General features: G+C 67.6%; 12 protein-coding genes. 8 read left to right on the forward strand and 4 right to left on the reverse strand.

Going from position 1 to position 14,062, the window contains the following annotated elements; translation table 11 throughout:
• Window positions 1-183: 183 nt before the first annotated feature.
• The 3 genes from rapA to NM961_RS08000 all read right to left on the reverse strand — a co-directional run bounded on the left by rapA (window position 184) and on the right by NM961_RS08000 (window position 5,387).
• Complete coding sequence (gene rapA / locus NM961_RS07990; protein ID WP_255913530.1) at window positions 184-3,027, reverse strand: RNA polymerase-associated protein RapA; 2,844 nt, start codon at window positions 3,025-3,027, stop codon at window positions 184-186.
• A 108-nt stretch (window positions 3,028-3,135) separates the two neighbouring features.
• Complete coding sequence (locus tag NM961_RS07995; RefSeq protein WP_255913531.1) at window positions 3,136-3,339, reverse strand: YbdD/YjiX family protein; 204 nt, start codon at window positions 3,337-3,339, stop codon at window positions 3,136-3,138.
• Window positions 3,336-5,387: a carbon starvation CstA family protein gene (locus NM961_RS08000; protein WP_255913859.1), complete on the reverse strand. Its 2,052-nt coding sequence runs from the start codon at window positions 5,385-5,387 to the stop codon at window positions 3,336-3,338. The genes NM961_RS07995 and NM961_RS08000 overlap by 4 nt, the downstream gene beginning before the upstream one ends.
• A 322-nt stretch (window positions 5,388-5,709) precedes the next feature.
• Here NM961_RS08000 and NM961_RS08005 point away from each other — a divergent pair, with 322 nt between their 5' ends.
• A complete protein-coding gene (locus NM961_RS08005; protein ID WP_255913532.1) occupies window positions 5,710-6,081 on the forward strand; it encodes a diacylglycerol kinase in 372 nt (123 codons plus the stop codon).
• A 164-nt stretch (window positions 6,082-6,245) separates the two neighbouring features.
• Entirely contained in the window at window positions 6,246-7,451 is a 1,206-nt protein-coding gene (locus NM961_RS08010; RefSeq protein WP_255913533.1) for a class I SAM-dependent rRNA methyltransferase, read from the forward strand.
• Between the two features lie 459 nt (window positions 7,452-7,910).
• On the opposite strand, the gene NM961_RS08015 is transcribed toward NM961_RS08010, so the two are convergent.
• Window positions 7,911-9,362: a DUF4832 domain-containing protein gene (locus tag NM961_RS08015; RefSeq protein WP_255913534.1), complete on the reverse strand. Its 1,452-nt coding sequence runs from the start codon at window positions 9,360-9,362 to the stop codon at window positions 7,911-7,913.
• A gap of 324 nt (window positions 9,363-9,686) precedes the next feature.
• Between NM961_RS08015 and NM961_RS08020 the strand changes: the two genes are divergently transcribed.
• The 6 genes from NM961_RS08020 to NM961_RS08045 all read left to right on the forward strand — a co-directional run bounded on the left by NM961_RS08020 (window position 9,687) and on the right by NM961_RS08045 (window position 13,965).
• Window positions 9,687-10,730: an NAD(P)-dependent alcohol dehydrogenase gene (locus NM961_RS08020; RefSeq protein WP_255913535.1), complete on the forward strand. Its 1,044-nt coding sequence runs from the start codon at window positions 9,687-9,689 to the stop codon at window positions 10,728-10,730.
• A gap of 219 nt (window positions 10,731-10,949) precedes the next feature.
• A complete protein-coding gene (locus NM961_RS08025; RefSeq protein ID WP_255913536.1) occupies window positions 10,950-11,177 on the forward strand; it encodes a hypothetical protein in 228 nt (75 codons plus the stop codon).
• Between the two features lie 316 nt (window positions 11,178-11,493).
• Complete coding sequence (locus NM961_RS08030; RefSeq protein WP_255913537.1) at window positions 11,494-12,480, forward strand: hypothetical protein; 987 nt, start codon at window positions 11,494-11,496, stop codon at window positions 12,478-12,480.
• Complete coding sequence (locus NM961_RS08035; RefSeq protein ID WP_255913538.1) at window positions 12,477-13,088, forward strand: GTP-binding protein; 612 nt, start codon at window positions 12,477-12,479, stop codon at window positions 13,086-13,088. The genes NM961_RS08030 and NM961_RS08035 overlap by 4 nt, the downstream gene beginning before the upstream one ends.
• Window positions 13,085-13,546, forward strand: a complete 462-nt coding sequence (locus NM961_RS08040; RefSeq protein WP_255913539.1) for a roadblock/LC7 domain-containing protein — start codon at window positions 13,085-13,087, stop codon at window positions 13,544-13,546. Before NM961_RS08035 ends, NM961_RS08040 begins: the two co-directional genes overlap by 4 nt.
• A 59-nt stretch (window positions 13,547-13,605) precedes the next feature.
• Window positions 13,606-13,965, forward strand: a complete 360-nt coding sequence (locus tag NM961_RS08045) for a roadblock/LC7 domain-containing protein (RefSeq protein ID WP_255913540.1) — start codon at window positions 13,606-13,608, stop codon at window positions 13,963-13,965.
• Window positions 13,966-14,062 lie beyond the last annotated feature (97 nt).

The raw sequence follows: 14,062 nt of genomic DNA on the forward strand, positions 1-14,062 counted from the left end.
CGTGTTGCGTCGTCCTGCCGCGGTCGCCGGGCTCAGGCGGGCGGCGGCATGAGCCGGCCAGGGCTTGCGCTCGCCGGACAGGCGCAAACCTGCTTCGCCCGGCGCGGCGCATGGTGGATTTCCGGCCGGCGCGGCCGGGGCCTGTCAACCGGTGTCCCGGCGTCTTTCACGGCAAGTCCCGCCTCAACGCAGCGCCAGGAAATCCTGGCTGCAGACGAAACGCACCGCATCCAGCCGCGGCCGCGCCCGCGGCAGTGCGTCCAGCACGGCCGCGCGTTCGTTCACCAGTTCGTCCACTTCCTCGGCGCGCACCGCCGGATTCACGCTGCGCAGCGCCTGCAATCGCGCGATATCCGCCGACAGCGCGGCCTGGGCCGCGGCTACGGCGGCGTCGATCTCGCGCGCGGCCGCGTCGCGGGCGACGCTCTCGCAGCGCTCCAGCATCGGCGGCACCAGCTGGGCGAGGAACTTGCGGTAGCGGTTGAAATCCACCGCGCGGTCGGCGGATTTCTTCAGCGACACCGGATTGGGCCGGTATTCGCGCGCCTGCAGCTTGGTATCCACCACCACGCGCAGCGGCAGCGGCGGCAGGAAACGTTCCAGGCCGAGGCTGCGCTGGGCGATGCATTCGAGCACGTACACCGCCTCGATCAGCACCGTGCGCGGCGGCAGCACGTCATCGACCAGGAAGGCCGCATTGCCCTGCTCGCCTTCCAGCAGCAGGTCCAGTGCGCCGATCACCATGGGATGGTCGTTGCGCAGCAGCGGCAATTCCTCGCGCGCCAGCGCCGTGGCGCGGTCGAAAGTGACCTGCTGCGGGCCGTCCTTGAGGCCGCTGAAGCCTTCCGTGCTGAGGTATTCCGGATCCAGCACCCAGGTGCGCGGGCCGGTTTCCTCGTGCTGCACGCCGAACTGCTCGAACAGGCGCAGGATGAAGTCCTCGGTTTCGAGATCCGCGTCGCCGGCGAGCAGGGCCTCGCGCAGGGTTTCCGTGCGCGCCTCGCGGCTGGCGGCCAGTTCCAGCAGGCGGTCGCGCCCGGCGTGCACCAGGCGCGAGAGTTCCTCGTGCGCAGCGCGGGTCTCGGCGATCAGCGAATCCAGTTCCTGGTCCGGATCGGTACCTTCTAGCGCGTGCGTGGCGGCGCGCTCGGCCAGGTCCGGGCCGAAGCGCTTGTACAGCTCGCGCCCGTCGGCCGGGCTGCTGCGCAGGGCGTCCAGGCCTTCCATGTACCAGCGCAGCAGCACGTGCTGGGCGCTGCCGGCGAAGGCCGCGGCGTGGAGCTGGATATCGTGCTGCTGGCCGATGCGGTCCAGGCGGCCGATGCGCTGTTCCAGCAGGTCCGGATCCAGCGGCACATCCCACAGGATCAGGTGATGGGCGAACTGGAAGTTGCGTCCTTCCGAGCCGATTTCCGAACAGATCAGCAGGCGCGCGCCTTCCGGATCGGCGAAGTACGCCGCGTTGCGGTCGCGGTGGACGATGGACAGGCCTTCGTGGAAGCGCGCCAGATTGATGCCGCTGCGCGTGCGCACGGCTTCTTCCAGCGCCAGCACCTTGGCCTGGCTGCGGCAGATCAGCAGGAACTTGTCGCGCGGGAACTTCTCCAGCACGCCGATCAGCCAGCCCAGGCGCGGGTCCTGGGTGTAGTCGTATTCGTGCAGGGTGGGCGGTTGCTGTATGTCGGACAGGAATTCGGTCAGCAGGCGCTGGCGCTGGTCCTCGCTCAGCTCGGTGCCGTCGAGCAGCTCGATATTCGCCACGCGGCGCGGAAAGCCGCCGACCACGGCGCGGCGGTTGCGGAACATCACGCGGCCGGTGCCGTGGCGGTCGATCAGCGCGTCCAGCAGCTCGCCGGCGGCGGCTTCGTCCGTGTCCAGGCGTTCGAGCAGGCCGCGGCTGCGTTCGTCCCCGCCCAGTTTCTGCGCCAGTTCCTCGCGCTCGGCCGCGTCCAGCGGCTGCGCGTCGACCAGCTTGGCGGCGATGCGCGACAGGGCGAGATAGCCGTCGGCTTCGGCGGTATAGCGTTCCAGATCGTGGTAGCGCGCCGGATCGAGCAGGCGCAGGCGGGCGAAATGGCCGGTGCGCCCCAGCTGTTCCGGCGTGGCGGTAAGCAGGATCACGCCGGGCGTGGCCGCGGCCAGGGTCTCGACCACGCTGTATTCGCGGCTGGCCGCCTGCGGCGTCCAGGCCAGGTGATGGGCTTCGTCGACGACGATCAGATCCCAGCCCGCCGCGACCACCTGCTCGGCGCGGCGCGGATTGCCGGCGAGGAAGGCCAAGTCGGTGATGACCAGTTGCTCGTCCTCGAACGGATTGCGCCCGTCGCCGCCGATCTCGATGGCCTCGCAGCGCTCTTCGTCAAAAATGGAAAATTGCAGATTGAAGCGCCGCAGCAGTTCCACGAACCACTGGTAGACCAGCGGCTCGGGCAGCAGCACCAGCGCGCGCTCGACCCGGCCGGCGGCGATCAGGCGAGCCAGGATCATGCCGGCCTCGATGGTCTTGCCCAGGCCGACCTCGTCGGCCAGCAGCAGCCGCGGCGGACGCCGGCTGGCGCCGATCTGGGCCACGCGCAGCTGGTGCGGCACCAGCGCGATGCGTGCGGCGGCCAGGCCGAAATCCAGGCCGCGGCGGGCGCCGGCGCGGCGGTTCAGGGCTTCCAGGCGGAAATCGAAGCGGTCGGGCCGGTCCAGCCGTCCCGACAGCAGGCGCTCGTCGGCCTGGGACAGGCTCTGCACGTCGTCCAGCTCGCCCTCGACGATGACGGTGCTGCCGCTGTAGTAGTGCAGCAGGCCCTGGTGGGTCTCGACCCGCTCCACGGTGTAGTTGCCGCCCTTGCCGCTGATTTTCTGGCCGACGCGGAATTCCGCCCGCACCAGCGGCGCGGCATGTGCGGCGTAATGCCGCAGCACGCCGGATTTGGCGAACAGCACCTGAATGCTGCGCCCCTCGATGCGCAAGATGGTGCCCAGGCCCAGTTCGGGCTCGGCATTGGAGATCCAGCGTTGTCCGGGGGTGAAATGCATCAGCAGCGGGTTCCAGGCGTGCGGGGCGCGGATTATCCCGTGCATCCGCCACGCTGCAAACCTCCGCGTGCCGCGGCGGCAGCCCGGCCGGGCCGCCGCCGCGCCGGTTCAGCAGCAGCGCGAGCGGCCGCGCGCATAGCGTGCGGCCAGGCGGTCGGCGAAGAATTGCTCGTAACTCAGCGGCGCCTGGCCGGGGTGGGCCTGGGCATGGTGGCGCAGGTAGCTGCCGTAGTCCGGCACGCCCACGGCCAGGCGCGCCGTCTCGCACAGCTGGCGCCAAGCCTCGCGCAGCAGCGTTACCGGGCGCCTCACGTGCCCACCGAGGCCGCGGCCACGTAAGGCGTTTCCAGCGCCGTGGGCTGGCTGTTGCGGCGTGCCGCCAGCGCCGCGCGCAGGCCGAAATACAGCGTGGTCAGCACCACCAGGGCGAACAGGGCGCACAGGGCCGCGTCCAGGTAATTGTTGAATGCAACCCGTTGCATGTCGCCGATGGACTTGGCCGGCGCCAGGATCTGGCCCGAGGCCGCCGCGTCGGCGAAGCGTTTTGCGTTGGAAAGAAAGCCGATCTTGGGGTTCTCGTGGAACAGCTTCTGCCAGCTCGCCACCAGGGTGCACAGCACCAGCCAGGCCGTGGGCATGGCCACCACCCAGACATAGCGGTCGCGCTTCATCTTGATCAGCACGACGCAGGCGAAGATCAGCGCCAGCGCCGCCAGCATCTGGTTGGCGATGCCGAACAGCGGCCACAAGGTATTGATGCCGCCCAGCGGATCGACCACGCCCTGGTACAGGAACCAGCCCCAGCCCGCGACGCACAGGCCGGTCGCGACCAGGTTGCCGGTCCACGATTCGGTATGCCGCAGCGGCGCATGTACGGTGCCGAGCAGGTCCTGGATCATGAAGCGGCCGACGCGGGTGCCGGCGTCGATGGTGGTGAGGATGAACAGGGCCTCGAACAGGATGGCGTAGTGGTACCAGAACGCCATCATGCCCTCGCCGGAGATCACGCTGTGCAGGATCTGCGCCATGCCCACGGCCAGCGTAGGCGCGCCGCCGGTGCGCGAGAGGATGGTGCTTTCGCCGATTTCCTTCGCCGTCTGGGTGAGCATTTCCGGCGTGATGACAAAACCCCACTGGCTGATCGCCGCGGCGGCCGATTCCACCGTGCCGCCCAGCGCCGCCGCCGGCGAGTTCATGGCGAAGTAGACGCCCGGCTGCAGCGCCGCGGCGGCGACCAGGGCCATGATGGCGACAAAGGCCTCCGTCAGCATGCCGCCGTAGCCGATCAGGCGGATGTTCTTCTCGTTGTCGAGCATCTTGGGCGTGGTGCCCGAGGAGATCAGCGCGTGGAAGCCCGACACGGCGCCGCAGGCGATGGTGATGAACAGGAACGGGAACAGGCTGCCCGACCAGACCGGGCCGCTGCCGTCGATGAAGCGGGTGACCGCCGGCATCTGCAGGTCTGGCCGCACCGCGACGATGGCCAGGGCCAGGATCACGATGGTGCCGATCTTGAGAAAAGTGGATAAATAATCACGCGGCGCGAGCAGGAACCACACCGGCAGCACCGAGGCGACGAAGCCGTAGACAATCATCATCCAGGCCAGCTGGCGCCCGTCGAAATGGAAGCGTGCGGCCCAGTCCGGATCGGCCGCGACCACGCCGCCCAGCCAGATCGACACGAACAGCAGCACCAGGCCGATCAGCGAGGCTTCGAGGATCTTCCCCGGCCGCAGCCAGCGCATGTAGATGCCCATGAACATGGCGATGGGAATGGTCGCCGCCACGGTGAAGGTGCCCCAGGGGCTTTCCGCCAGCGCCTTGACCACCACCAGCCCCAGCACCGCGAGCAGGATGATCATGATGGCGAGAATGCCCAGCATGGCGATGGTGCCGGCAGTGTTGCCCATTTCCGCCCGGATCATGTCGCCCAGCGAGCGCCCGTCGCGGCGGGTGGAGCAGAACAGGATGACCATGTCCTGCACCGCGCCGGCGAAGACCACGCCGGCGAGTATCCACAAGGTGCCCGGCAGATAGCCCATCTGCGCGGCGAGCACCGGCCCCACCAGCGGGCCGGCACCGGCGATCGCGGCGAAGTGGTGGCCGTAGAGAACCCATTTGTCGGTGGGGACGAAATCCAGGCCGTCGTTGCGACGCAGCGCCGGCGTGGCGCGGCCCGGATCCAGTTGCAGCGCCGTATCGGCGATGAAGCGGCTGTAGAAGCGGTAGCCGATCACCAGCACCGCAACCGCCGCGCAGACCAGCCAGATCGCGTTGACCGGCTCGCCGCGCTGCAGTGCGACCACGCCCAGGCAGGCGGCGCCGAACAGCGCGAACACGAGCCAGCCCAGCTTGCCCATCCAGTTTGCCGTCGTTCCCGTCGTCATCGTTCCCGTCCCCACGTACATGACGGCGCGAGCGTCCGCGGGTTGGCCGCGGCAGGTCAAGTTATTCTTTAGTCTTGCCGGCGAAGCGGGCTAGAACGCTGTTTTCAGCTGAATTTTTGCTGCGGTGCGCAAGGCGCGGGAGGGTGTCTGCGGCGGCCCTGCGGCCGCAGCGCCGGCGCGCCGCTGGCGGAGGATGGCCGGCGGCATCAAACGCGCCGCCGCCGCCCCTTCGGGACGGCGGCCCGGCCCGCTTGTGGCATCATACGCGGCCTTTGCGCCAGCCCACTTTCACGCCATGCCCAGCAACGAGCCGCGCGGCCCCAAACAGATACTCAAAGCCTTGCGCTGGTCCTGGCAGGGCATCAAGGCGGGCTATACCTTCGAGGCATCGTTCCGGCTTGAGGTCTACCTGTTCGCGATCTTCGCGCCGCTGGGGCTGTGGCTGGGCCGGGGGCCGATGGAAAAAGCGCTGCTGGTGGGCAGCCTGATCCTGGTGCTGTCGGCCGAACTGCTCAACTCTGCGGTCGAGGCCATCGTCGACAAGGCCAGCCCCGAATTCCACGTGCTGGCCGGCCGGGCCAAGGACATGGGTTCGGCGGCAGTATTCATGCTGATGGTCAACGTGGTGCTGTGCTGGGGGCTGATCCTGGGTTCGCGCTGGTTCTAGCGCCGCCCGGAGATTCACCCGGCTTGCCAGCGCGGCGGCGGGCCGCCGCAGCGCCGCAGCGCCGCAGCGGGAGCTGCAGGCGTACGCGGTCCTGCAGCGAACTTTATTTTTCCATTTTGCGTGCGATTCATGCCTGCCGCGCGCCTCCGAACCAGGATCGAGCCATGTCCGACGCCGTCGAATACCCCGCGCTGTATCTGAAGAAAGGCGAAGACGCCCGCCTGCGCGCCGGCCATCTGTGGGTGTTCTCCAACGAGGTCGACGTGCGCCGCACGCCGCTGAGTGGCTTCACTCCGGGGGAAATCTGCATCGTCGTCGACCACGCCGGCAAACCCCTGGGCGTGGGCTATGTGAATCCGAACTCGCTGATCTGCGCGCGCCTGGTCGCGCGCGGCCTGGACCACGCGCTGGACCGTTCCCTGTTCGTGCATCGCCTCAACGTCGCGCTGAGCCTGCGCGAGCGCCTGTTCGACGAACCCTATTACCGCCTGGTCTACGGCGAATCCGACGGATTGCCCGGCCTGACCCTGGACCGCTTCGGCGACGTCATCGTCGGCCAGACCACCACGGCCGGCATGGAACGGCTCAAGGACGAGATCAGCGAAGCCGTGGTCAAGGTGCTCAAGCCCAGGGCCGTGGTGTGGAAGAACGACGCCGGCATCCGCAGCATGGAACAGCTGCCCGAATACGCCGATATCGGCTACGGCGCACTGGATGCGCCGGTCGTCGTGCGCGAAGGCGGCGTCGAATTTGAATGCGATGTGATCGGTGGACAGAAGACCGGCTGGTTCTACGACCAGCAGGCCAACCGCGACCGCCTGGCGCGCTATGTCGCCGGCAAGCGCGTGCTGGACATCTGCAGCTACCTCGGCGGCTGGGGCCTGCGCGCCGCGGCCATGGGCGCGAGCGAAGTGGTCTGCGTCGACGTCTCGCAGCACGCGGTCGACGCCATCCGGCGCAATATCGAACGCAACGGCATGGGCGGGCGCGTCAGCGCGGTCAAGGCCGACGCCTTCGACGAACTCAAGCGCCTGCGCGAACTGCGCGAACGCTTCGACGTGGTGATCCTGGACCCGCCCGCCTTCGTCAAGCGCAAGAAGGATTTCGCCGAAGGCCGCATCGCCTACCGCCGCCTCAACGAAATGGGCATGCAGGTACTGCAGCGCGACGGCATCCTGGTCACCTGCTCCTGCTCCTACCACATGCCGCGCGCCGCCCTGCTGGACAGCGTGCAACAGGCTGCGCGTCATCTGGACCGCCAGGCCCAGGTGCTGGAACAGCTACAGCAAGGACCCGACCATCCGGTACATCCGGCGATTGCGGAGACGGACTATTTGAAGGGATTTGTTTGTCGGGTGTTGCCGGCGTAGCTCGGGATTCAAATTCGGATTCGAGATGAAATCGTTGGATCCGGTGCCGGGAGCGGCGCGGGCCTGTCATTGAATATTTCTGACTATTTTCAGTTGAAGTCGACGCGCTTCCGCTCCCCGACTTTGTCGGGGGAGCGGGCTGGGTGAGGGGCGACGATCAACGCGCCTCGCCATTCGCATTTCGGGAAATCCCAACCGGAAGCCCGGCGAAAACCGCAAACTCTCGAACTGACGCCGCTCTTCATCCCGCCGCCTTTCCCAGGCGCGTCCAGCGCCAGCGCGCGCGCCAGGCGGATTCATCGCACCAGCCCCTGCCGGGCAGCACGGGTTCTGGAGCGCGCAGAGGAGTGCCCGGACGAAGCGCCTGTAGCGCGCGCCACAACACATCTGGTCCGAACAAAGGCTGCACCTGGAAAGCTCAGCGTAAAGCCCTGCCCGGAAGCCAGCGCATTGCGCCCCTCATTCCGAAAACGCATCCGCAAACAGGCGATCACCGACAGGGCCGACGACAACCATTCCCAGCCTCACCCCAGCCGCAGCGCTGTCCCTGGCGGTATTCTGCAGAACGATTCCCGGCCGCCCTGCCACCGCATCCGCAATGCTCAGCCGCACGGTGTAGTTCCCCGGCGTGAGTCCGCTCCACAGCAACCGGCCGCGATAGACCGTCGTCGCTCCCGGCTCGGCCCCGCGCAGATCCAGCGCCAGCGGCGCCATCGCCCGCACGGTATTGCCCGCATCGAGCAGTTCCAGCTTGCCCTGCACCGCGTGATACACCGGCGCGCTGCCGCGGTTGGCCAGCTCCAGCCGCCAGGCGAGGGAGCTGCCCTGGCTGACCGGATCACTCAGGCTGAAACGCACCACGCTCAGGTCGTAGCCCAGCGCGCGCTTGATCCGCGCCAGCGGCACGCCGAAGCCGGCCTGCTCGTGCTTGCCGGCCGGGCCCAGGAAGCTGAAGTGATAGTTGCGCAGCACTGCGATCACGTCGTCGGTGTCGCTGGTCCAGCTGTTCTGCTGGCTGGTCAGCGGGCTTTCGCCGGAAACCGGATTGAAGCGCCAGTTGCCGCGCGCCGCGGGCACCACGTTGGCGAAACCGTATTCCAGGTTCCAGTCGCCGCTCGCATCGCAGAGCGGAAAGCCGTAGATGCAGTTGGCGGTGAACGACGGGAAATAGTCTTCGTGGAAGCCGAAATCCGCATTCACCACATCCGGATCGCGCGCATAGCGCGTCTGCAGCCGCGTGCGCGTAAACGCGCCCGCATAGGCCTCGCGCACGGCGAGCTTGACGGCATTGCCCGGCGCATTCGCGTCGCAGCCGCTCTGGTGCCATTCGCCCCAGAGGCCCAGCAGACCCACCTGTACCGCGGTGATGCGCGCATCGCCGTCATAGCGCTGTCCCAGCGCCTGCACCAGCTGCACGGCCTGGCTGACGAATGCCGGATGATTCCACGCCGGCGTGCGTCCCGGACCGTCGCCATCGCAGCTGGCGTAGTCCGTGCCCGGAATGTTCAGCGGCGCCTGTTCCAGGAACAGCGGATAGTCCCGCTCCAGTTGCCCGCCCGTGTAGAAATAGCTCAGCCCCGAACCCACGCCGTCCGGATAATCCGCCACCAGCCGCAGCACGAAGGTCGCGTCCGGATCGTCGGCCAGTATCGGCTGCAGATGGCGCTGCTCGAAGCCGGCCCAGTCGAACACCTGATCGGCCGTCTCCACCTCGCGCCAGGGCACATAGACGTGATAGATGCTGGCGCCGTAGTAATTGTCCGCGCTGCCCTGGGCCCAGGTCGTGCCCCAGAGCATGTAGCCCTTGTGCGGGTTGTCGATATCGTCGCTGGCGGCGGCCGGAGTGAAGTCGACTGCGCCGGCGTCCAGCGTCAGCAGCAAGCAACAGGCGAGCAGTGGGAAAAGGCGCATCGGAAGCTCCGGAATCGCACAGGCCATGGTAGCAACGGGCGCAGACGCCGTTGCGCGGCCGTCGCGCGATTCGACCTATGTCCATGTCGCGGAATGCGGCGAACGGGATGCATGCGGCAGCGTTGCCGCGGCTACCCGCCGCCAAGCCCCGCAGCACAGAACCCGGCTGCGTCAGCGTGCGCGGGCACGAATCGGCTGCTTGCGCGATGTTGCCGGCACGGGTGCATTTGCAGAATCAGGCAAGAACCCCGCACGAACACGCTACCGGCTCCGGCCATCCGGCAGCCATGCTACGCACCCCACTCAACCTGCAAGGATTCCCCCATGGCCATTGCAAAGGGCTACGCGGCGCACGCCGCGTCGGCGCCACTGGCGCCGTTCACGTTCCAGCGGCGCGAACCCAGGGAAGACGATGTCGTCATCGCGATCCGTTACTGCGGTATCTGTCATTCCGACATCCACATGGTGGACAACGGCTGGGGCGCCAGCGTGTATCCGCTGGTGCCGGGGCATGAGATTGCCGGCGTGGTGACGGCGGTCGGTGCCAAGGTGACCAGGTTCAAGGTCGGCGATCACGTCGGCGTAGGCTGTTTTGTGGATTCCTGTACAACCTGCGCCCAGCGCGATGTGGACCGCGAGCAATACATGCCCGGCCTGGTGCTGACTTACAGCGGCTTCGAGCCGGGCAGCAGCACGCCGACCTACGGCGGCTATTCGGATTCCATCGTGGTCAAGGAAGGCTACGTGCTTTCCATTCCCGACAATCTGCCGCTGGATGCGGCCGCGCCGCTGCTGTGCGCGGGCATCACGCTGTATTCGCCGCTGCGGCACTGGAAGGCGGGGCCGGGCATGAAGGTCGGCATTCTCGGCATGGGCGGGCTGGGGCACATGGGCGTGAAGCTGGCCAAGGCCATGGGCGCGGAGGTGACGGTGCTGAGCCAGACCCTGTCCAAGAAAGAAGACGGCCTGCGTCTGGGCGCCAGCCATTACTACGCGACCAGTGACGCGGAAACCTTCACCCGGCTCGCCGGCAGCCTGGACCTGATTATCTGCACCGTGTCTTCGCCGATAGACTGGAACGCTTACCTCAGCCTGCTCAAGGTCGACGGCACCTTCGTCGTGGTCGGCGCACCGGAGCAGCCGGTGCCGGTGAATGCGTTCGCAGTGATTCCGCACCGGCGCAGCCTGGCCGGTTCGATGATCGGTTCGATCAAGGAAACCCAGGAAATGCTGGATTTCTGCGGCCGGCACGGCATCGTCGCCGATATCGAGACCATTGGCGTGGCGCAGATCAACGACGCCTACAAGCGCGTGCTGGCCAGCGACGTGCGCTACCGCTTCGTGATCGACATGGCGACTCTGGGCTGAACCATTCGGCAGCGCCTGCGTTCCGCACGGGACGCGGGCGCGCTGCAATTTCCGCGTTATTCGTGCGCATCGCGCATGCATTCTGTGCCTGGCGTCCTCCGCCGTGAGTGCGGCGGCTTTTCCATCGCAGCAGCGCGCGCAGCTGCCGTGCCATCCCGCGCATCACTCGTGCGGTCCGGTACCGCAACGCCTCGCCTGCGTCGTGCGCCGCGACGGCCGATGCCGCATTACCTTGCCTACCGCCTGCATCGCATCGCCCGCTGCCGTATCGCGCCGTTCGGCGCCAGTTCGCCGCCTGCCGCAGGCGCCCCGCCGAAGGCGATGGCGGCCGGAGGCGGCAGGACTGCCCGGATCGCTGTCCAGCTCGCCACAACCGGCGACGCCTGTGCGCCGCAGCAACAGTGGGCGCCGCGTGAAGGCTTCTGCACTATTGTGAAGACGGTGTGAGGCGTCAGCGAATGACTTGGCCAATCCGTCGGCCGCTACGAAAATATTACAAAAATCAGGTATTTTCGGCCGAAGTCTTGGCAGTTGTTTACAGCTGTGCATGAGCCGGTTCGCACTTCATCGTCCACAATCGCAACCGACGAGTACAGTAATGGCAACGCAATGCCGGCACTCTGCCGCCAGCCAGCGCTGTCTCGTTTCTGTTCGTAGTTTTCATTCCGCAGTTCCAGGCCAGGCGCATCCCAGGTGACGGCGCCCACGCTTGCTGTTGCCTGGATTCGGACATCAGGGGTCTTGAAGTCAGATGGCAAAGGTAATGACGAACACGCAGGAATTTGCACCGCTCTCCATCGCGGTCGCCTTGCCGGCTTATCGTCGCGCGCTGGTCGAACGCATGCTGCAGCGCCTGCTGCAGGAAAACGGCGAGATGAGCGCCGACTGGTACGTGAGCCATGCGGCGGAGGCGGACGTCACGCTGCGTCTTCCTCCCGACGAAGGCGCGGATCCTTCCGCCAGCTTGCTGGCCGAACTGCGCCGCCCCGACGGCGGCCGCGAAACCCTCACCATCGAATGGCCATGGCGGCCGGGCGCGCTGCTGGCGGCGCTGCAGCGCATCGCGCGCCTGCTGCGCAGCGGCGCCGCCGGCAGTGCCGACGCGCGCGATGCGCTGGCCTGGCAATGGCTCAGGCGCTGGAGCGAGCTGGCGCTGGAAGCGCGCGGGCGCCTGCTGGAACTGCGTATGGGCGGCCAGGTGGTTGCGCTGATGGATGCGCGCCTGGGCTATTGGTATGCGGCCAATCAGGTGCTGCCGGATGCGGCCCAGTTCGTCACGGCGCTGGCGCGCGACAGCTATTCGATCGAGCTGGGCCAGGCCACGCCGCCGCCGCTGCTGCGGCCGGTGTCGATCAAGCCGCTGCTGTGGCAGCTGGGCGTGCGTTCGGGCCACTACGGCGCACTGCCGGCGCTGCGCCAGCGCGGCGGGCTGCGTCTGAAGGGCTGGCCCTATCTGGCGGCCGGCGGCCCCAAGGCGTATGCGGAACTGATCCAGAAATTGCGCGGCGGTTTCAACACCGCGGCCAGCCTGCGCGACTCGGGTCTCGCCGCGGCCGGCCTGGTCGACGGTTTCCTCAATGCCTGCCTGGTCTGCGATTTCTTCCACGGCGAGACGGCCGAGCCGGCCGCGTCGGCGCCGGCGCCGGTGCCGGTGCCGGCCGGTGTGTTCGCCGGCGCGCAGATGCGCCCGGGCAACGAGCAGGCGGTGATTGCCTCGATCCGCCGCAGCCTGCATGCGGGCACACCATGAGCGAGATCAAGCTGCTGTTCGCCGGCCCCATGGGCGCCGGCAAGACCACCGCGATACGCGCCATCAGCGAGATAGAACCGATCAGCACCGAAGTGGAGAACACGGATTTCTCCGAATCGGACAAGGCCGAGACCACGGTCGCCATGGACTATGGCGAGCTGACCCTGGACAGCGGCGACAAGCTGCGCCTGTACGGCTCGCCTGGACAGAAGCGCTTTGAATTCATGTGGCCGCTGCTGGCCCAGGGCGCACTGGGCGTGGTCGTGCTGCTGGACAATTCGCGGCCGGAGCCGCTGGCCGATCTGGAGGATTTCCTGTCCGCGTTCTCCGGCCTGATCGAGGCCGGCCGCGTCGTGGTTGCCGTAGGCCGGCTGGAAACCCATCCGCAGCCCGGCCTCGACGATTATCTGGCGAGCGTCTCCCGCCGTGGCCAGTTCCTGCCGGTGATCGGCGCCGACGTGCGCCGGCGCGACGATGTGGTCGGCATGCTGGAGCTGCTGTTCGAGCAGATCGAATCCACCGCCAGCACGGCCGCCGCGGCGGTTGCAGCCGGAGCCGCCGGCGACGACGAATGGCTGCAGTTCGTGCAGCGGGCGAGGGCGCAATGACCCAGGCTTCCCTCAATCTGCCCGAGGCCCTGCGCGGCGCGCTGGACACGGCGCTGCGCGAGCTGCATCAGCGCATACCGGCGATCATGGGTTGCGTGGTCGCCACGGTCGACGGCCGCCTGGTCGCGCACATCATCGACAACGAAGCCGATCCGCAGCGTATCGCCGCGATGATCGGCTCCATGGTCGCGCTGGGCGAATCGATAGGCCGCGAGACGCGCATAGACCGCTCCCAGTACGTGGTGGTGAACGCGAGCAACGGCCTGCTCTATGCCCAGCGCGTGCCCAGTCGGCGCGAACTGTTCGTCGTCTCCACCCTGGCCAGGCCGACGACCAACCTCGGCCTGGTGCTGCACGAGACGCGCAGCGCGGCCGAGGAAATCGGCCAGGCGGTGGACGGCTGGCTGGAACAGCAGCAGACCCGCCTGGCCGCTGCCGCGAGTACGGCCGAAGCCTGAAACATGCCGTTCCCGCCAGTTGCGGGATTTCTTCTCCCCCTCTCTTCCAAGGAAGCATCATGGCAAAGCTTGATCTCACTCCGCTCTCGGCCATCGACGGTTTCGTCGGCGCGGCTCTGGTCGATTCCGACTCCGGCATGGCCCTGGCCAAGCTCGGCGGCGGCGGCGTGGACCTGGACCTGGCCGCCAGCGGCAACGCGGAAGTCGTCAAATCCAAGCGCCGCGTCGCCGCTTCGCTCAAGCTCAACGACACCATCGAAGACATCCTGATCAGCCTGGAACGCCAGTACCACCTGATCCGTCCGCTGGAGCGCAATGACAAGCTGTTCCTGTATGTCGTGCTCGACCGCTCCAAGTCCAACCTGGCGCTGTCGCGCCACGAGCTGAAGAACTTCGAGCGCAGCCTCGAATTCGCCTGAGCGAAGCAACGGCGGCGCCGGCGCGACGGGCCTGGTGCAGGGCCCTCGCGCCGGCGTTTCCTTTTTGCACGGTGGCGTGAAGGCCGTGGCCTGCCGC

Source organism: Tahibacter harae (assembly GCF_024437735.1).
Classification (GTDB): Bacteria; Pseudomonadota; Gammaproteobacteria; order Xanthomonadales; family Rhodanobacteraceae; genus Tahibacter; species Tahibacter harae.